Origin of the sequence: Tropicibacter sp. Alg240-R139, assembly GCF_900537075.1 — a bacterium.
Classification (GTDB): Bacteria; Pseudomonadota; Alphaproteobacteria; order Rhodobacterales; family Rhodobacteraceae; genus Falsiruegeria.
The window spans coordinates 1,106,022-1,124,929 of record NZ_UNRA01000001.1 but is presented as its reverse complement, the minus strand read 5'-3'; the positions used below and the strand labels follow the sequence as shown (position 1 = coordinate 1,124,929).

General features: G+C 58.7%; 19 protein-coding genes. 8 read left to right on the top strand and 11 right to left on the bottom strand.

Annotated features, from left to right (window positions below; translation table 11 throughout):
• Nucleotides 1-5 precede the first annotated feature (5 nt).
• Nucleotides 6-464 (bottom strand): 50S ribosomal protein L13, encoded by a 459-nt coding sequence (rplM, locus tag G6R15_RS05460; RefSeq protein ID WP_164658766.1) that lies wholly within the window; start codon nucleotides 462-464, stop codon nucleotides 6-8.
• A gap of 490 nt (nucleotides 465-954) precedes the next feature.
• Nucleotides 955-2,367 (bottom strand): PLP-dependent aminotransferase family protein, encoded by a 1,413-nt coding sequence (locus tag G6R15_RS05455; protein WP_164658764.1) that lies wholly within the window; start codon nucleotides 2,365-2,367, stop codon nucleotides 955-957.
• 98 nt (nucleotides 2,368-2,465) lie between these two features.
• Here G6R15_RS05455 and G6R15_RS05450 point away from each other — a divergent pair, with 98 nt between their 5' ends.
• Entirely contained in the window at nucleotides 2,466-2,693 is a 228-nt protein-coding gene (locus G6R15_RS05450; RefSeq protein WP_164658763.1) for a DUF1127 domain-containing protein, read from the top strand.
• A gap of 69 nt (nucleotides 2,694-2,762) precedes the next feature.
• On the opposite strand, the gene G6R15_RS05445 is transcribed toward G6R15_RS05450, so the two are convergent.
• The gene (locus tag G6R15_RS05445) at nucleotides 2,763-3,206 is read right to left on the bottom strand and encodes a PaaI family thioesterase (protein ID WP_164658761.1); all 444 of its coding nucleotides are present in this window, start codon (nucleotides 3,204-3,206) and stop codon (nucleotides 2,763-2,765) included.
• Nucleotides 3,207-3,267: 61 nt separating this feature from the next.
• Here G6R15_RS05445 and G6R15_RS05440 point away from each other — a divergent pair, with 61 nt between their 5' ends.
• The 4 genes from G6R15_RS05440 to gluQRS all read left to right on the top strand — a co-directional run bounded on the left by G6R15_RS05440 (nucleotide 3,268) and on the right by gluQRS (nucleotide 7,205).
• Complete coding sequence (locus tag G6R15_RS05440) at nucleotides 3,268-4,053, top strand: enoyl-CoA hydratase (protein WP_164658759.1); 786 nt, start codon at nucleotides 3,268-3,270, stop codon at nucleotides 4,051-4,053.
• 298 nt (nucleotides 4,054-4,351) lie between these two features.
• Nucleotides 4,352-5,707: a methylenetetrahydrofolate--tRNA-(uracil(54)-C(5))-methyltransferase (FADH(2)-oxidizing) TrmFO gene (trmFO, locus tag G6R15_RS05435; RefSeq protein WP_164658757.1), complete on the top strand. Its 1,356-nt coding sequence runs from the start codon at nucleotides 4,352-4,354 to the stop codon at nucleotides 5,705-5,707.
• 23 nt (nucleotides 5,708-5,730) lie between these two features.
• Nucleotides 5,731-6,345 (top strand): class I SAM-dependent methyltransferase, encoded by a 615-nt coding sequence (locus G6R15_RS05430; protein ID WP_164658755.1) that lies wholly within the window; start codon nucleotides 5,731-5,733, stop codon nucleotides 6,343-6,345.
• Complete coding sequence (gluQRS, locus tag G6R15_RS05425; protein WP_164658753.1) at nucleotides 6,342-7,205, top strand: tRNA glutamyl-Q(34) synthetase GluQRS; 864 nt, start codon at nucleotides 6,342-6,344, stop codon at nucleotides 7,203-7,205. The genes G6R15_RS05430 and gluQRS overlap by 4 nt, the downstream gene beginning before the upstream one ends.
• A 38-nt stretch (nucleotides 7,206-7,243) precedes the next feature.
• On the opposite strand, the gene hisI is transcribed toward gluQRS, so the two are convergent.
• Nucleotides 7,244-7,621 carry a phosphoribosyl-AMP cyclohydrolase gene (gene hisI, locus G6R15_RS05420; protein ID WP_205520468.1) on the bottom strand — a complete coding sequence of 126 codons (378 nt, stop codon included), beginning with the start codon at nucleotides 7,619-7,621 and terminating at the stop codon, nucleotides 7,244-7,246.
• 48 nt (nucleotides 7,622-7,669) lie between these two features.
• Here hisI and G6R15_RS05415 point away from each other — a divergent pair, with 48 nt between their 5' ends.
• A complete protein-coding gene (locus G6R15_RS05415; RefSeq protein WP_164658749.1) occupies nucleotides 7,670-8,122 on the top strand; it encodes an iron-sulfur cluster assembly scaffold protein in 453 nt (150 codons plus the stop codon).
• Nucleotides 8,123-8,181: 59 nt separating this feature from the next.
• Nucleotides 8,182-8,814, top strand: a complete 633-nt coding sequence (locus tag G6R15_RS05410) for a MarC family protein (RefSeq protein WP_164658748.1) — start codon at nucleotides 8,182-8,184, stop codon at nucleotides 8,812-8,814.
• Between the two features lie 480 nt (nucleotides 8,815-9,294).
• Here G6R15_RS05410 and recG read toward each other — a convergent pair whose 3' ends face one another.
• The 4 genes from recG to G6R15_RS05390 form a co-directional block, all read right to left on the bottom strand.
• Nucleotides 9,295-11,385 carry an ATP-dependent DNA helicase RecG gene (gene recG, locus G6R15_RS05405; RefSeq protein ID WP_164658747.1) on the bottom strand — a complete coding sequence of 697 codons (2,091 nt, stop codon included), beginning with the start codon at nucleotides 11,383-11,385 and terminating at the stop codon, nucleotides 9,295-9,297.
• Entirely contained in the window at nucleotides 11,382-13,607 is a 2,226-nt protein-coding gene (gene ligA, locus G6R15_RS05400; RefSeq protein ID WP_164659268.1) for an NAD-dependent DNA ligase LigA, read from the bottom strand. Before ligA ends, recG begins: the two co-directional genes overlap by 4 nt.
• 147 nt (nucleotides 13,608-13,754) lie before the next feature.
• Complete coding sequence (gene ctrA / locus G6R15_RS05395) at nucleotides 13,755-14,471, bottom strand: response regulator transcription factor CtrA (protein ID WP_164658746.1); 717 nt, start codon at nucleotides 14,469-14,471, stop codon at nucleotides 13,755-13,757.
• 98 nt (nucleotides 14,472-14,569) lie between these two features.
• The gene (locus G6R15_RS05390; protein WP_164658744.1) at nucleotides 14,570-14,848 is read right to left on the bottom strand and encodes a DUF1153 domain-containing protein; all 279 of its coding nucleotides are present in this window, start codon (nucleotides 14,846-14,848) and stop codon (nucleotides 14,570-14,572) included.
• 130 nt (nucleotides 14,849-14,978) lie between these two features.
• Between G6R15_RS05390 and mnmA the strand changes: the two genes are divergently transcribed.
• Entirely contained in the window at nucleotides 14,979-16,124 is a 1,146-nt protein-coding gene (gene mnmA / locus G6R15_RS05385; RefSeq protein WP_164658743.1) for a tRNA 2-thiouridine(34) synthase MnmA, read from the top strand.
• Nucleotides 16,125-16,370: 246 nt separating this feature from the next.
• Here mnmA and G6R15_RS05380 read toward each other — a convergent pair whose 3' ends face one another.
• Genes G6R15_RS05380 through G6R15_RS05370 form a run of 3 tightly spaced genes read right to left on the bottom strand, consistent with a single transcriptional unit; the run spans nucleotide 16,371 to nucleotide 18,908 of the window.
• On the bottom strand, nucleotides 16,371-16,949 hold the full coding sequence (locus G6R15_RS05380; RefSeq protein ID WP_164658742.1) for a cadmium resistance transporter: 579 nt from the start codon (nucleotides 16,947-16,949) through the stop codon (nucleotides 16,371-16,373).
• Nucleotides 16,950-16,953: 4 nt separating this feature from the next.
• Nucleotides 16,954-18,114, bottom strand: a complete 1,161-nt coding sequence (gene lpxB, locus G6R15_RS05375; RefSeq protein WP_164658741.1) for a lipid-A-disaccharide synthase — start codon at nucleotides 18,112-18,114, stop codon at nucleotides 16,954-16,956.
• Nucleotides 18,114-18,908: an LpxI family protein gene (locus G6R15_RS05370; protein ID WP_164658739.1), complete on the bottom strand. Its 795-nt coding sequence runs from the start codon at nucleotides 18,906-18,908 to the stop codon at nucleotides 18,114-18,116. The genes lpxB and G6R15_RS05370 overlap by 1 nt, the downstream gene beginning before the upstream one ends.

The following is an 18,908-nucleotide window of genomic DNA, read 5'->3' as shown; positions in this document are numbered from 1 at the left end:
GGTCATTAGCTCCGGGTGTTTTTCTTGTTCATGGATGCAACATCCAGAACTTCGGGCGACTGGGCTTCGTGCGGGTGCTCAGCACCAGCATAAACGCGCAGGTTGGTCATCTGGGTACGGGCCAGACGGTTGCCCGGCAGCATGCGCTTGACCGCTTGGGTCACGACGCGCTCGGGGTGTGCACCCTCGAGGATCTGCTGCTTGGTGCGCGACTTGATGCCGCCCGGGTGCCCAGTGTGCCAGTAGAAGTTTTCTTCGCGCTTCTTGCCGGTCATCTGGATCTTGTCAGCGTTGATCACGATGACATTGTCGCCCATGTCCATGTTCGGGGTGAACGACGCTTTGTGCTTGCCACGCAGACGCATGGCAATGATCGAAGCAAGACGGCCCAGAACAACGCCCTCGGCGTCGATCAGGATCCATTTCTTGTCGATGTCTGCAGGTGTTGCAGAAAAGGTTTTCATGGCAGGATAGTCCTGTTTGATGTGAAAGAGCGACCCAATCGAGCCGCTCCGAATTCGATGGATGGGTTCTATGTGCACCTGATAGTCGCGTCAAGCACTGCAAATCTTATTTTACTCAATAAAATCAAAGACATACAAAATAGGTATTATTTTACCCCACGAATTCCGACTCAAAATCTCTTCTCAATCACTTCCGACATTATACCCAGGGATCGAAACCACCGAGCTGTGCCAGAAAATAGGCAAAGCGCCATGAGGTTCGGGCGACACGGCCTCATTGGATGAAGTTGTCGCAATTCGTGGTGACAGGCACCGCAGTCCAGATTCGTGAGATGGCTCAATTACTTGGAAATTAGGGTTTTCGGCGGCATCGTCTTGCTCAAACGGCACGGCTTTGGCACGCCGCACGCTGATGGGCACATCAAGCAGTTGGTTGGGTTCTTTGGTGACCCTGTACCGACTACTGGTAAAAACTGACTTTTGGGCAGGTTCAAACGCTAAGTCGCTCGGGTGGGTTATCCAGCAGATGGCGTAGGCGCATCAGCGCAGCCTCGTAGGTTGGCAAGCTGACGCCTGCGTTGATCGCCAACCGTACCGCATGGGGCGTGCGTGACGTACGGCAGGCGTATTCCTCGGCGGAACGGATCTGAATACCCTGCGCCTCAGCCGCCTGGCAAAAGGACGCCGAGCGCCAGCCCGATGGCAGGGTCAGCCACAGAAATGGAACCGGATGACGCCATCTGAGAGAATAGGATCCAAGAATGTTCACAGCTGCCTTGATATAGTCCCCGGTCACCCTTTGCAGCGCATCCAGCATCTGGGGCAACTGCGGGTGGCCAAGCAACGCGGCGCTCAGATCCAACATCGGTGTCGCGAGACCAAAGAACCCGTGTTCAACCGCCCGCCGCAGGTCGGCCACCTGCCCTTCGGGCGCAACCGCGATGCCGATGCGCAGCGCGGGCGTGATGGATTTGGAGATGGACGTGACAAACCACGTACGGTCCGGCGCCAACATCCGATATCCCGGCGCTTGTGCAGGCATGTGACGATAACAATCGTCTTCGATCAGAAAAAAGCCCCGCTTACGGGCGATGGCCACCACAGCCTCGCGTCGATCCAGGGGTGTGAACACAGTTGTCGGGTTGTGTACTTCGGGTGACGTGCAAAAGACCTGAGCCTCATGCTGGCGCGCCAGAGCGTCCAGAGCCTCGGGGATGACACCATGTTCGTCCATGGGCACCGGCACAACCTCGGCCCGGAGCAATTCAGCAGCGCGGCGGAAGCCGGGATAAGACAACTCTTCGACCAAAATCACGGGGCGGCGGCCGCGCAAAACAGCCTGCAAGATCATCGAGATTGCGTTTTGCCCACCATTGGTCAGCACGATTTCATTTTCGCTCAGCCGCCCCAAGGGGGCCTGCGATAGCCATTTGAGCGCTGCCTGCCGCGCTGGCAACGCGCCTGCACGGCTGGGATAATGCATCAAGCCTGAAGGGGGGTCTTGGGCAATCTGTGCCAAAAGTTGCCGGATCAGCTGCGCTTGCCCGACACTGGGCAAGTGTGGAGAAAACATATTGACCGCATAACCATCCTGCGCATGGCTGTTGTGGGCGATCACGTCCACCTCAATCGGGGCGAATCCTTGGTGTTGGGTTTGTGGATCGGCCACGAATGTCCCTCGTCCCACCCCAGCTTCGAGCAACCCTTCGTCGGTTAAGATCGTATAGGCCCGCGCCACCGTGCCAGGCGTAATAGACAAAGTATAGGCAAGCTCGCGTACAGGGGGTAACTTTGCCCCGGCCTGCAGGTCCTTGTTTTCGATGGCGTTTCGGATCGTATCTGCCACCATTTTGTATTTTGGTCCCTTGGCGTCAGGCAGTGACGTTGGCCAAATTGTACCCATTACAATTCTTTCTTTGATTAGACACAATTCGGAATGTATCAAATCAATGTGCCAAGTGACGTACAATTGTGTCAATACAATTCGAAAAGGACCCAGTCATGACACGTCTGATGCATAGCCCCGCCCTGAACCTGCTGAACGCGAGCCCACGGCTGCCGCTGATCGCGGATCTGGCCGTACGCTTTGCAGCGAAGGTCACAACATGGGAGCAACGGCGCCGAACCCGCGTCAACCTGAGTTATTTGGACGATCATTTGCTGGCTGACGTCGGCTTGACCCCGAAACAGCGCACGCGCGAGGCCAAACGCCGGTTCTGGCAAATCTAAGAGGTTATCCCCGTCCCATTTTTCGTTTGGGACCTCTTCACTGGCCGGAGCTTGCTCCGGCCTTTTTTGTTATCCGGCCGTCGCAGCCGCAGACCCCGCAGGCGGGATAGAATAGGTCATGGTTGCACGCGCCACGATCTTTTCCGACCCTTCAGAACGCATTAGCACATCACCAACGGCCAGCAGCTTGCCCAGTTTCAGCAAGCGCACCTCGGCCAGCATATCGACGTCGCCCTCGGGTTTGCGCAGGAAATCCATCGAACAACCGGACGTCACGGCCAGCCCCTGCCGACCAACCCGCGCCAGTACCATCGCGTAAACGCCGCAATCAGCCAGGGCAAACATTGACGGACCCGACACCGTGCCGCCGGGTCGCAGATGCCGATGCGCCACCTTCAGGCGCATGATCAGATGATCCTCACTCAGCTCTTCGATGGCGAAGTCATCAGATACCTGTGGGAAAACACTGGCTAAATATTCCATTAGGTCTTCGATATTCAGTGCCAATGACATGCTTCTTTCCCTCTTCCCGACTTGCCCCTAGAGTTGCCCCCAGATTTGGGTGGAGAGCAAGATGGCAATTCTGGAACGTAGCGACACAGGGGCGGTCGCGCATCTGAACATGAACGCGCCCGAGCGGCTGAATGCGCTGAGCGACGAGATGTTGGGAGCGCTCCAGGACGAGTTCGAAAGGCTGAAGGGTGACCGGTCAATTCGCGCCGTGATCCTGTCGGGGTCTGGCAAGGCGTTCTGTGCTGGCCATGACCTGAAACAGATGACCGCCGGGCGCCAAGCCGAAGATGGCGGCAAGGCCTATTTCAAGGACCTCTTTGATCGCTGCGCCCGGATGATGATGACCGTGCAGCAATTGCCACAGCCTGTCATCGCGCAGGTGCACGGAATTGCCACCGCAGCCGGGTGCCAGCTGGTTGCCACCTGTGATCTTGCCATCGCGGCAGAGGGCACGCGATTTGGGGTAAATGGCGTGAACATTGGCCTCTTCTGTTCGACCCCGATGGTAGCCCTGTCGCGCAACATCCCACGCAAACATGCTTTCGAGATGTTGACCACCGGGCAATTCATCAACGCCGCGCGCGCCGCCGAACTGGGTTTGATCAACCGCGCCGTGCCGCTTGACAACCTTGTTGATGAGACAGCGGCGCTGGCTGAAACTCTGGCAGGGAAATTGGGGGCTGCTGTAAAGACCGGCAAGCAGGCATTCTATCAGCAAGTTCAGATGCCGTTGGATCAGGCGTATGCCTATACCGGCGATGTCATGGTCGAAAACATGCTCTATCGCGACACCGAAGAGGGAATCGCGGCCTTTATCGAGAAACGAGACCCCAATTGGACGCAGTGAGTTGATCGTTTCCCGAAACTTGTAAAATTGTTTCCAAATTTGAACTATCAATCTGGGCAACACTGTGGCAAACATTGGGCAAGGGTCCGGTAACGGCTGGACACTTAAGCGATTTTTGGGTCGCCGTGGGCGGAAGGTCCCTCCTTGTCAGCCTCTCTCTGACACCGACATTCCCGCAGCGGCGACCCCAAAAACACCCCCTCACGATCTGGGCACATGGCACAAAGGGCGGTTTCGCTCTCTTGGCAGATGATGTCGGGCGTTGCGTGATTGGCCGCCCTGCCCTAAATGGCACCCCATGACACAAGTTTTGCATATCGTGGGCGGCGGCATGGCCGGGTCCGAGGCCGCCTGGCAGGCGGCGGAAATGGGCGTTGATGTGGTCATCCACGAAATGCGCCCCAAGGTCGAAACCTTTGCCCACCAGACCGGCAACCTGGGAGAGATGGTGTGCTCGAACTCTTTCCGCTCGGACGACGATGAACAGAACGCCGTTGGCCTGCTGCATTGGGAAATGCGCGCGGCAAATGGGTTGATCATGACAACCGCGGATCACCATCGCCTGCCTGCGGGTGGCGCGCTGGCTGTGGACCGCGAGCCCTTTGCCGAGACAATTACCAAGCGGCTCAAGTCGCATCCGCATGTCACTGTGTCTTATGACGAGATCACAACCCTGCCCGACGACGGCAATTGGATCTTTGCGACCGGTCCGCTGACCTCGCCCGATCTGGGTGCCGCAATCCAGGCCGAGACCGGCGCGGAGGCGTTGGCGTTTTTTGATGCCATCGCGCCGATCATCTATGCCGAAAGCATCGACATGTCCAAAGCGTGGATGCAGTCACGCTATGACAAGGGCGAAACCGAGGAAGAGCGCACCGCCTATCTGAACTGCCCGATGGACAAAGACCAGTACGAGGCCTTCATCGACGCGCTGCTGGCGGCCGACAAGACCGAGTTCCACGAAGGCGAAACCGCCGGATACTTTGACGGCTGCCTGCCGATCGAAGTGATGGCCGATCGAGGTCGCGAGACTTTGCGTTTTGGCCCGATGAAACCCGTAGGTCTGACCAACCCGCACCAACCAGACATCAAAGCGTACGCTGTGGTGCAGCTGCGCCGAGACAATGCGCTTGGCACATTGTTCAACATCGTGGGCTTTCAAACCAAGATGAAATACGGCGCCCAGGCCGAAGTATTGCGCATGATTCCGGGACTGGAAAACGCCAGCTTTGCCCGCCTGGGTGGCATCCACCGCAACACATTCTTGAATTCACCCACCCTGCTGGACGACCAGATGCGCCTGAAATCGCGCCCCAATGTGCGTTTCGCCGGGCAGATCACCGGTGTCGAAGGATATGTCGAAAGCGCGGCCATGGGGCTACTGGCGGGCCGGATGGCGGCGGCAGAAATCCTTGGCATTGAACTGCCCCAGGTGCCGCAAGACAGCGCTATGGGTGCCTTGATCCATCACATCACCGGCGGGGCCGAGGCCAAGACATTCCAGCCGATGAACGTCAATTTTGGTCTGTTCCGCCCGGTCGATGGCCTGAAAGGCGGGCGTCGCGGACGCAAGAACCGCTACAAGGCCTACACCGACCGCGCCAAGACCGCCTGGAGTGACTGGTTGGGTCATTCCACTCTGGACGCCGCTTGACACCCACGCGTAACATGCAGGCCATGAGTGAGAAGTTCCTGACCGACGCCTATAGCCTTGAGAGCCCCGAAGCGACCCGTGACCATTACGACAAATGGGCCGCGTCTTATGATGCCGAGATCGCTGAAAACGGCTATGCCACGCCGGGGCGCGTGGCCGAGGCGCTAAAAGCACAGATCACGGATCTGAGCACGCCCGTGTTGGATTTCGGATGTGGCACCGGGCTGTCGGGTTTGGCACTACGACGCGCGGGATTCTCGACGGTGGATGGAATGGACCCATCATCCGAAATGCTCGACGGCGCACGCAGCAAAAAGGCCTATCGCACCCTGACGGGGTTCGACATCGCAGACCCCGCCCCGGTCGCCCAAAACGCCTACTCTGCCATTACAGCAACCGGCGTCATCGGTATCGGCGCGGCGCCACCTGCAACCTTTGACCTACTGATGCATGCCTTGCCACGTGGCGGTTTGCTGGCATTTTCCTTCAACGATCACGCGCTCAGCGATCCAGCTTTTGAGGGGCGCCTGAATGATTGGCTGGATATGGGAGCGGCGCGATTGCTCAGCAAGGAGTACGGCGATCACCTGCCCGGCATGGATATGAAATCAAACGTTTACGTTGTTGAAAAAGCGTGACATTCAGAACGCGTTTTGCCCCATCTCCGACCGGACCGCTGCACCTTGGGCATGCATATTCGGCGCTAGTGGCGTTCGACATGGCCAAGGCCGAACACGGCCAGTTCCTGCTCAGGATCGAAGACACCGATACCGCCAGAGCCCGCGATTATTGGGAAAGCCAGATCTACGACGACCTCCACTGGTTGGGTCTGAGTTGGGAAACACCTGTCTTGCGACAGTCCGAGCATCTGCAGCGATACAATCTATCCCTGATGCAACTGGCCGATCGCGGCTTTATCTACCCCTGCTCCTGTCGCCGCAGCGACATCCGCGCCGCCCTTTCCGCCCCACAAGAAGGCGCGCCGTTGGCCCCCGGTGTCTATCCCGGCACCTGCCGTATGCGCGACATGGACAGCCGCCAACCTGGTGACGCGCTGCGCATGGACTTGGCCAAGGCTTTGGAACAAATGCCCGAGATTCGCCTGATCGAAACCGGGCTGAAACACGCGGGCACCCACACGGTGAACCCCGCGCACCTCATCCAGGAAATCGGCGATCCGGTTCTGGGCCGCAAAGAGATCGAAACCCCATCCTACGTGCTGGCCGCCGTCATCGACGACGCGGCGCAAGAAATCACCCATGTTGTGCGCGGCGAGGACCTGTATCAAACCACCTTCCTGCAGGTGCTTCTGCAACACCTGCTGGATCTGCCGACACCGATCTATCACCACCACCGGCTGATCCGCGATGAGGCAGGCAAGCGCTTGGCCAAGCGCGACGATTCCAAGGCCATCGCCAAATACCGCGACGAAGGCACCACAGTTGCAGACTTGCGCAGCCTTGTGGGCCTACCGCAATCCCCTGATTCTTATTGCTAAAAACACGGTCGCCGGAGGCCAGGGCGCGTCATCGCCGTTCACTCCATCGGCTTCATCAGCTCGACTTCGTCACCCTGACGCACTGCTGTGTAGAAACACGTCCGGCGATTGGTGTGGCACGCCGCACCGGTCTGCTTCACGCTCACCAATAGGCAATCGCGGTCACAATCGACGCGAAAGTCTACCAGCTCCTGCACATGCCCCGAGCTTTCCCCCTTGATCCAAAACGACTGGCGCGAGCGCGACCAATAGGTCACCCGCCCCGTTTCCAACGTTTTTTTCACAGCCTCGATGTTCATCCAAGCCATCATCAACACCTCGCCCGAGGTCGCGTCCTGCGCAATTGCCGGGATCAGACCGGCCTCGTTATAGGTCAAAGTCGAAGGATCGAAAGTCATGGCAAAAACCTTTTGCATCGCAGCGTTGGGTGACTATGTATGGGGAACGAACAACGAGGGAAAGCCATGTCCGGCGAAACCGATCTGATCAAGCTTTATTCGGCAAAGATTCTGGCGCTGGCCGCCGATATTCCGCATCTGGACCGGCTGGAAAGCCCCGGTGCCACGGTCAAACGGCGCTCGCCCCTGTGCGGTTCAACCGTCACCGTGGATGTGACCATGAGGGATGGCAAGATTGCCGAGTTTGGTCAGGATGTGAAAGCCTGCGCACTTGGGCAAGCCTCGGCCTCGATTGTGGGCGGCGCCATCATTGGTGCGACCCGAGCGCAGGTGGAAACCGCGCGCGATCAGCTTAAGGCGATGCTCAAGACCGATGGCCCCGCCCCCGATGCTCCCTTTGACGGGCTCGAGGTTTTGATCCCCGCCCGTGACTATAAGAACCGCCATGCCTCGATCCTGTTGGCGCTTGAAGCGACGCTTGAAGCGATGGATCAAGCGGAACAGGCCAACTGCGCCTGAGGCTAGTCATCGCGCAATCACGACGCTAGGCTCGCCCCTGATTTCAGGGGAGAGTTGCATTGCAGGATTTTATCGAGCGATTTGTCACGCTTTGGGTGGTCATTGACCCTATTGGCACGGTTCCGGTGTTCATCGCGGTAACCGCAGGCATTGATGCCGCCGCCCGCCGCAAGACCGCGTTTCAGGCTGCACTGGTCAGTGCAGGAGTTTTACTGTTTTTTCTGCTTTTCGGGCAGGTGTTGATTGACGCGCTGGACATTGGCTTGAACTCGTTCCAGGTTGCGGGTGGGATTGTTCTGTTCCTGTTTGCGCTCACTATGATCTTTGGCGAAAGCAAACCCGAAGCTGAACAGAAACAAGCCGAAGGCACGCAAGAGATCGAAAAGCCCAATCCGGCGATCTTTCCACTGGCCGTGCCTTCGATGGCCTCGCCCGGTGCGATGTTGGCCATCGTCATGCTCACAGACAACAACCGCTTTGGCGTGGTGGATCAGGCCATCACTGGTGGCGTTATGCTGTTGGTCATTGCAGCGGCCTTTGTGCTGATGCTCTTTGCCGACCCGATCATCCGGCTGATTGGGCACTCGGGGTCGGCAATTGTCAGTCGGGTCATGGGGATGATCCTGGCCTCGGTCGCTGCAAATGCCGTGCTTTCTGCGATCCTGGAGATTGTGAAAACTGGTCAACTTTGAAAGAAAAATCCGCCGCTCTTTCGGACAGAAAGAGCGGCGGCAGGTAGTGCGGGTCTCATGTAGGGTCCGAAAACACTCCAGGGCCGAGGCAAGGCCCTTGGTAGGGTAAGGATAGGCAGGTCACCCTTTCATCAATGGGACAGGATGCGAATGTGTCCGGGCATGAGATCGCAGGCAGAAATTCGTGAATCAGAGGCTGGGGAGATGCAGAGCGACCACCAACATCACAACCAAAGACGCCGCACCTGCTGCATCTTGCAACAACGTGTTCTGGGAACGGGTCAAGGCGGTTTTGATCTGGCTCAGCATCTGGCGTCTCCGAGTTAATGGTCAATGTCAGCGTTAAGTCTTTGTTGACCTTTTGTTCTCATTTCCAATTGATTCTGTAAAGAACTTTTTGAGAACATTTGTGAACTTTTTTGTTCTTTCAAAGAGGGCGCACGAGAGAGGCGCCACAATAAAATAATTAATTACAGTATCTTAACCCACAGAAATCAACCGGATCGCCTGATCCTGTTTCATCAGCCACAGAAGAACACGCGCCGCCTGCCCCCGATCCGTCGAAAGATCCGGGTCAGCAGCCAGCAAAGCCCGAGCATCGGACTGCGCCACGGCCATAAGTGAGGCCTGTCTTTCGAGGTCCGCAATCCGGAACCGTGGCAGCCCCGATTGCGCCGTCCCAATCAGGTCGCCCGCGCCGCGCATTTGCAAGTCGGTCTCGGCGATGCGGAACCCATCTTCGGTCTCGCGCAGCACTTCTAGCCTTTTGCGGCCCGTCTCGCTCAGCGGCGCCTGATACATCAGCAAACAGGTGGATTCCGCATCCCCGCGCCCCACCCGGCCGCGCAGCTGGTGCAGCTGCGCCAGGCCAAAAATCTCGGCCCGTTCGATCACCATGATCGTCGCATTTGGCACGTTCACCCCCACCTCGATCACTGTGGTGGCGACCAGAACTTTGGTTTCGCCCGACTGGAACGCCGCCATGGCGGCATCTTTTTCGGCGGGCGGCATCTGACCATGGACCAGGCCCACAACCCCTTCACCCAGAATGGCGCGCAGTCGTTTGAACCGCTCTTCGGCGGCAGTCAGGTCGACCAGTTCGGATTCGTCCACCAGCGGGCAGACCCAGTAACATTGCCGCCCGTCGTCAATTGCCTCATGCAAACGCCCGACAACGGCGTCCATCCGCTCTGTGCTGATGACGGCCGTCTTGATCGGTTTTCGCCCCGGTGGTTTTTCATCCAGGATCGAAACATCCATATCGCCATATTGGGCCAACGACAGGCTGCGCGGGATCGGTGTCGCGGTCATCACCAGCACATCCGCGCCGACACCCTTTTTTGCCAGCTCCATCCGCTGGCGCACACCAAATCGGTGCTGTTCGTCGATGATCGCCAGCCGCAGGTCGTTGAATATCACATCGGCCTGGAACACGGCGTGCGTACCGACCAGAATCTGAATATCGCCCCGTTCCAGCGCCGCCAGCTTAGCCCGCCGTTCCGCCCCTTTGTCGCGACCCGTAAGCAATTCCAGCACAACGCCCGAATCTTCAGCCAGAGGCTGCAGCGCCTCGAGATGCTGACGCGCCAAAATCTCGGTGGGCGCCATCATCACACCCTGCCCGCCCGCCTCAACCGCGACCAGCAACGCCATGAAAGCCACCAGCGTTTTGCCAGAACCCACATCCCCCTGCAGCAAACGGTTCATCCGCTCGTTTGATGCCATGTCGGCGGCGATCTCTTCGATCGCACGAGCCTGCGCGCCGGTCGGTCGATAAGGCAACTTGTTAAGCACCTTTGATTGCAGCACACCCGAGGCCACGCTGACGATACCACGCGTCTTGCGCTCGCGTTGGCGTGCCAAGGCCAGCGTCATCTGGTGTGCCATCAGCTCGTCATAGGCCAACCGCATCCGTGCGGACGAAAACGGGCTGACATCATCCAGCCCCTGCGGATGATGTGCCGCGTCCATGGCCGTGACCCAACCAGGCCAGCCTTCCCGTTCCAAATGCGCCGGATCGATCCATTCGACCAATTCCGGCGCGCGGGCCAGCGCGCTTTGCGCCGCCTTATAAGCCGTCTTTTGCGTCACACCTTGGGTCAGATGGTAGACCGGCTCGAATTCGGGGATATCGCCTGCCTCATTTACCGGCAGGATGTGATCGGGATGAACCATCTGCGCCATCCCATCAAAGAGTTCCAGCTTGCCAGACACCACCCGCTCTGCTCCTTGCGGCAGAACGCGGTCCAAGTAATCGCTGCGGGCGTGAAAGAACACCAGCTGGAAATCCATCTGCGCGTCATGCACATGGATGCGATAGGCCCCACCCCGGTTGCGCGCCGGACGGTGGCTGTCGACGGTCACCGTGACCGTCAGCGTACCGGGCAGATCCGCCCCCTTGATGGTGTCACGGCGACGGCGATCCACAACTGCATAAGGCAATGAAAACAACACATCGCGCGGCGTCTCGATCTCAAGCGCGGCCAAAAGCTGCGCTGTTTTCGGGCCAACGCCGTCCAGCGTTTCAAGTCCAGCAAACAGCGGGAACAGGGCTTCGGGGCGTCCGCTCATAGCCCCTCAATCAATTCAAGCCAGCCATCTTCGTCCAGCGTCTCGATCCCCAGATCGGTGGCTTTCTTGGCCTTGGACCCGGCACCGGGGCCTGCCACAAGCAGGTCGGTCTTCTTGCTGACCGAACCCGAAACCTTCGCCCCCAGCGATTCTGCGCGCGCCTTCGCCTCGGCGCGGGTCATCTTTTCCAATGTGCCGGTGAAGACGACAGTTTTGCCCGCGACGGGGCTGTCTCGTGTAGGGGATTCGGGTGGGACAATGGTCAGATGGGCGCACAATGCGTCAAAGGCCGCACGTTCGTCGACATTGGCAAAAGCGTCGGACAACGACAGGCCCAGAGTGGCACCAATGCCGTCGATGCCTGTCAGATCGGCCCAGGCCACTGCTGCATCTGCTGGGATGTCAGCCAAGGCGATTGCTTTGTCGCGCGCCTCTTTCACGCGGGCCCGGCGGTCGCCGGCCTTGGCTGCGATCCGCTCCGCGTCCTCCGCCTCATCCGCAGCACGATGCGCCAAAGCTGCCGGGCGGGCAATGTCGACCGCCTGCGCCATCGCGCCCCAATCGCCGTAGTGCAACGCCAGATCGCGCGCGCCGACCTCGCCCACATGTCGGATACCCAGGGCGAAAATCAGCCGGACCAGAGGGATGGTGCGCTTTTCATCAATCGCGGCAAAAAGGTTGCTGGCCGAAGTGTCGCCCCAGCCATCACGGTTCTTGAGCCGCGCAAGGTTCTGAGCGTCGCGCGCCTGAAGCGTGAAGATATCTTCGGGTGTGCGGATCGGCAGCACATCGTCGCCCTGGAACATTTCGATCTGTTTGGCGCCCAAACCTTCGATGTCGAACGCCTTGCGCGAGACGAAATGTTTCAATTTTTCAACGGCCTGCGCGGGGCAGATGATCCCGCCCGTGCAGCGGCGCACCGCGTCACCCTCTTCGCGGATCGCCGGGCTGCCGCATTCCGGGCATGTCGTAGGAAAAACGTAAGGTTCCGCATCATCGAGCCGTTTGCTCAGGTCCACATCGGCCACCTTGGGGATCACGTCGCCGGCCCGGTAAACCTGCACCCAATCGTCGACGCGGATGTCTTTGCCACCCCGGATTTCATTGCCCGAGGCGTCGCGGCCCTGAATGTAATCCTCGTTGTGCAGCGTCGCGTTGGACACGACAACTCCCCCAACAGTGACCGAGGCAAGCCGCGCGACCGGGCTGATCGCACCGGTGCGACCGACCTGAATGTCGATGGCCTCCAGCCGGGTCCAGGCCAATTCGGCAGGGAATTTATGTGCAATCGCCCAACGGGGCGTTGTCGAGCGGAAGCCAAGCCGCGCCTGCAGATCCAGATCGTTAACCTTATAGACCACACCGTCGATGTCATAGCCAAGCGTCGCACGCTGGTCCTCGATGTCGTGATAATGCGCGATCATCTCGCCCGGCGTGGCACAGAGTTTCGTAAGCGGGTTGGTCTGGAACCCCAGATCGGCCAGCTTCTCGATGGCCCCTATCTGCGTTGCAGCAAGCGGTGCGGATAAATCCCCCCAAGCATATGCAAAGAACCGCAAAGGGCGGGATTTGGTGATCTCGGCGTCCAATTGCCTCAGGGAACCGGCGGCTGCATTGCGCGGGTTGGCGAATGTCTTGCCGCCGCGCTCTATCTGACGCGCGTTGAGCGCCTCAAAATCGGTGTGAGACATATAGACCTCACCCCGCACTTCGAGAACATCAGGCGCGCCCTGTAATTGATGGGGAACATCCGTGATGGTGCGAGCATTGGCAGTGACGTTTTCGCCCGTCTCGCCATCTCCCCGCGTAGCTGCCTGCACCAGCACACCTTGTTCGTAGCGCAACGAGAGGGACAGGCCGTCAATCTTGGGTTCGGCCGTATAGGTCAACGAGTCCTTGGCTGTAAAACCAAGGTACTTACGAATTGAGGTGTCGAACCCATCGACGTCTTCGTCGTCAAAGGCATTACCCAATGACAGCATTCGCACCACATGGGTGATCTTGGAAAACGTTTCGGCCGGGACGGCACCCACCTGATCGGTGGGGCTGTCGTCTCGTTTGAACTGGGGAAAGCGCGCCTCAATAGCGGTATTGCGCCGTTTCAGCGCATCATAATCCGCATCCGACATCTCTGGGTCGTCAGCTGTGTGATAGGCAGTATTTGCCTGTCTCAAAAGAGCCGCCAACCTGGCCAGTTCAGCGCTGGCTTGTTCCTCGGTCATGGCTTTGATGTCGATGGTGTCTGTCACGGCCTCGCCCCAAACTTGATAGTAGATCCAAGTGATAGGGCGAGGCCACGATCAGGTCCAGATGCTTCATCGTGAGTGGTGGTAGCTGCCTGGACCAGCAGCTGGACTTACCTGTTTCGATCACGCACCTACGGCAAGGCGCGGATCGGCCATTTCATTGGGTTGCGGATCGCGCAGAACATAACCACGGCCCCAGACTGTCTCGATATAGTTTTCGCCGTCGGTCGCATTGCTGAGCTTTTTGCGCAACTTGCAGATAAACACATCGATGATCTTGAGTTCCGGCTCGTCCATGCCGCCATACAGGTGATTCAGGAACATCTCTTTGGTAAGCGTCGTGCCCTTACGCAGGCTCAAAAGTTCGAGCATCTGGTATTCCTTGCCGGTCAGATGCACGGTCTGGCCTGCGACCTCGACGGTTTTGGCATCCAGGTTCACCGAGATCTTGCCGGTCCTGATGATCGACTGTGAATGCCCCTTGGAGCGTCGGATGATCGCGTGAATACGCGCCACCAACTCCTCGCGATGGAACGGTTTGGTCAGATAATCATCCGCCCCAAAGCCAAATCCCTTGATTTTGCTTTCGGTATCGTCGGCCCCTGACAGGATCAAAATTGGAGTTTCGATTCGGGCCATTCGCAACTGGCGCAGCACCTCATGCCCGTTCATGTCGGGCAGATTCAGGTCCAGCAGGATCAGGTCATAGTCGTACAACTTGGCCAGATCGATCCCCTCTTCGCCAAGGTCCGTTGCATATACGTTCAAGTTGGCATGCGTCAGCATCAACTCGATGCTCTTGGATGTCGTTGGATCGTCTTCAACAAGAAGTACGCGCATTGAATGTCTCCGCCTAAGTCAGGTCCCGTGATTGTGATCAACCGTGACGAATAAAGGTTAACCTCGCGTTACCGTTAATGCAGTTATGGAAGATCAACTTAAAGTTGTCTATATTTTTTTAGCGAGGTCACCTTCAATGCATCAGTGCCATGGTCTGCAACTGCTGACACCCAACAGTTAAACTCCTCTTCACTAAGGCCATAGAGCTTCATCGCATCCGACAAAGTGATCAACCCGTAGAGCACCCCTCGCACCACTGAAATTTTACGGGAAGCAACCCACCGTTGTGTGTCCGGAGGCGGCAAATCGGCCCGTGTCATGATGGAGCCATCCGGTAAAGTTACTGATCTGGGCCCTTCCACTTTTCGCAAAAACATCACCTGTCCCTTTTTCCTGATACAAGGACTCTGGAACAGGCTACTTAACGGGTGGTGAAACCGCCCCTTGAGAGTATGTAGGATTTTCTTATATTCCGCTGGTCTTTCCCGTTCGAACAGGAGCCGCCCCATGGCGCTGGATACCGACGCACCACTGAACTCGCTTGGATTTGCGAAACCCCCGTCACAAACACGGGTCGTTGTAGCCATGTCGGGGGGGGTCGACAGCTCGGTCGTGGCCGCCTACCTGTCCGATCAGGGCTATGACGTGGTTGGTGTTACGTTGCAGTTGTATGACCACGGCGCGGCGCTGGCCAAGAAGGGTGCTTGCTGCGCGGGCATCGACATTCATGATGCCCGCCGCGTGGCCGAAGAGCGCGGTTTTCCACACTATGTGCTGGACTACGAAAACATCTTCAAGGATGCGGTGATCGACGAGTTTGCCGACAGTTACCTGGCAGGCGCTACACCGGTGCCCTGTATTCGCTGCAATGAACGAGTGAAGTTCAAAGACCTGCTGGAAACCGCCAAGGACCTTGAGGCCGATTGCATGGCAACCGGCCACTACATCCAGCGCATGATGGGCAAAAATGGTCCCGAACTGCATTCGGCCGAGGATGCCAATCGCGATCAGTCGTATTTCCTGTTCTCTACCACGCCAGAACAGCTGGATTATCTGCGGTTCCCATTGGGCCATCTGCCGTCCAAGGACGCCACACGCGAAATGGCGGCCGAATATGGCCTGTCGGTCGCCGACAAGCCCGACAGCCAGGACATCTGCTTTGTGCCCAACGGCAACTATGCCAGCGTGATCGAAAAATTGCGCCCCGGTGCAGCCGAGCCAGGTCAGATCGTGCACGCCGACGGCCGCGTTCTGGGTGAGCACAACGGGGTCATCCACTACACCATCGGTCAGCGTCGGGGTCTGGGCATTGGCGGGCTGAGCGAGCCGATTTTTGTGGTCAAGCTGGACGTGGACACCAAACAGGTCATCGTCGGTCCCAAAGAGATGCTGTCGACCCGAACCATCCCAGTGCGTGAAATCAACTGGCTGGGGGATGAACCGTTCATGTCGCAAAAAGAAAGGCATGTCTCGGTCAAGGTGCGGTCGACCCGCCCCCCGCGCGAGGCGATCATCCGCCCGCTGAGCGACACCACAGCAGAGGTTGAACTGCTCAGCCCCGAAGAAGGCGTGTCCCCTGGTCAGGCCTGCGTGTTCTACGAAACTGACGGCAGCCGCATCTATGGCGGCGGCTGGATCTGGCGCGGGTACTGACATACTTGGTGTAGGCAACGATCACTATTCGCTGACCGAATGCACGTACACTTGCCTTAGGCGTTGGCTGGACAAGGGGCTCCCCCACCCGAGCGATCCCGACTGCGTCGGCATCGCTCGCGGCTTTGGGCCGGGCGCCGGGCACAGCCCGGCGCCCGGCCCAACGGGAGGAGGTGTTCCGCCAGGAACATCGACGACGGACGGGAGCGCTTGTTTTTGATGCGATCCGTGTGATCAAGATGGCATTCAAATCAAGTCCGTGCCGCTGTCGAGCAAAACGTAAATCCCGGCGGCGATCATCACAAAAGGGGCAAGGCGTTCGAAACGCAGGGTCCACAGGCCAGTCGGACGCGTTGTAAGTGCAAAGATCAAACCAATGACCCCAAGAGCCAGAACAGCCACCACAGCACCGACCAGCGCGGCGACCCGGAACAGCGGCGTTGAATCCGCCAAGAGCGGTGCCATGACAGCCAGGCTGTCCATCGACAGACTAAGAAACAGAAAGCCGGTCATCGCAAAAGAACTGCTACGCGAAAAAGCCATTACCTGATCCCCGTCTTCGTTCCGCAGCTGCTGCCAAATCCCTCGCAGCCCCAACCCGATGGGTATCAAGCCCAACAGCCCCACATTGGCAGGCACCAGTTGATCGGACCCGACTGCAACTGCCAAGGCAAGCGCCAATATCACCACTTGTGCCGCGATGTATCCTGAGATGGCTCGCCATTTACCAACCACCAGCGACAAGGCCAGAAGCGCGGCAAGATTGTCGATGTTGGTCAACACCTGGGCAACGGCGGCCGAGAGGCCAAAGGCGATCAATTCCATGGGATTACGCTGTGGGCAGTCGGCTCAACACCGCACGCGCAGCTCGTAGGCCCGGGGCCTCTCCGCCCTGCCCCAGACGCTGCATTGTCACGTGCATAGCCTCGGTCTGCGCCTGCGGATTGGCGCGTACATTAGACAGAGCCTGTGCGATGTTGACCGGCAAACAGGCCGGGCCCAGACATTCGGGGATCACCCGCGTTTCGCTAACCAGATTGACCAGGGTCACGGTGTCGATCAGGGCCATACTCTCCATGATCTTGTAGGTGAGCCAGCTGAACTTATAGGCGATCACCATCGGTGTTTGCGCCGCAGCCAGTTCAAGGGACACGGTCCCCGAGGCCGCAAGGGCCAGTTCCGCTGTGGCAAAAGCCGCGCGCTTGTGGATTGCCGCGGTTTCTGCATCCTGCTTGTCCGAGGCCAGAACCACGGGTTGTCCGGGCCACTGTGCCGTTTTCTGGCGCACCAGCTCGGCCACATGCGGCGCGGTTGGGATGACGATGCGCATGTTCGGGTGCTTACTCAGGAAATCTTGCAAAGCCGCACCAAATACATCTGCGAGCCGCTCAACTTCGCTGCGGCGCGACCCCGGCAAGGCCAACAGCACTGGCGCGTCACCCAATCCATGTTTGGCACGCAGTTGCGCGATCTCGGCCTCACTCGCCTTTGGCTCGCCAACAACCGGGTGACCGACAAAGTCGCATTCCATCCCGGCACGTTCCATATAGGGCGGCTCGAACGGCAACAGCGCCAGCACATGGTCTATGACTTTGGCCATCTTGTCAGCCCGCTTGGGGCGCCAGGCCCAAACACTGGGGGCCACGTAGTGCACCGTGCGGATGTCGCTGGCCTCTTTCACCAACTTGGCCACCCGCAGGCTGAAATCTGGGCTGTCAATAGTGATCACCACATCCGGGTGCAGGTCCACAATGGCCTGCGCTGTCTCGGTAATACGGCGTTTGAGGTGAAAGTACTTGGGCAGGACCTCGGTCAGGCCCATGACGCTGAGTTCCTGCATCGGGAACTGGCTGCTCAGGCCTTGCGCCACCATCAGCGGTCCACCGATGCCGTCGAACTGCACATCTGGTCGTAACAGCCGCAGACCCGCCATAAGGGCCCCACCCAGCCGGTCGCCCGAAGGTTCACCGGCAAGGATAAAGACCCGCATCAGGACGCGCGCTCCCGCACCCATAGAAACAGGCCCAGGCGGTTGCATTCGGCAACCACCGCGTCGCGGTCCAAAACCAAGACGCCGCCCTTTTCTATCACGATACCTGACAGGCCAGCGGCCACGGCCGCCGTCACGGTATCCGGGCCAATGGTTGGCAGATCGACCCGGCGATCCTGCCCGGGTTTTGGCAGCTTGATCATCACACCACCACCTGCATCCGGGCGCTGTGTCAGTGATTGCAGCATCCAGTCGGTGCCATAGGACCCTTCGATTGCCAGCGCTTGCCCCTTGAGCACGACGCAGGCCTGACCGATGTCGGTGGCCGCCATTGCACGCACAACGCCAACACCGCGGTCTGCGTCCATTTTCTCGCCCTCGGACGGACTGGCATCCGTCAAAACGCCCACTTGAGGCAACAGATCAGGAGCAAGGTCATGGGCGGCCAGAACTTCCAGCCCCGCCTGTTCAAAGATGCCGATAACCGCCCGCAGGGCTCCGTCATCGCCAGATACCAACGCCTGCTGCAGGATCGGAACCAGTGGCAGAGTAGCCGCATCGATCCGAGCCGGATCAACAGCTGGGCGACCAACGGACCCAGCCATGCAGATCCGTGTCACGCCCTGCTCTTTCAGTGTCATCAACAAAGAGCCCAGAGTTTCCAGGCGGAACAGCAGGTCCACCTCAAGCTTGTCTGGACCGAACCCGTCGAGCGCACAGATCACTGGACGATCCGCCAAACGTCCCACCAGTTCCAACGGAAGATCACCGCTGCCCGCAATCAATGCCAACAT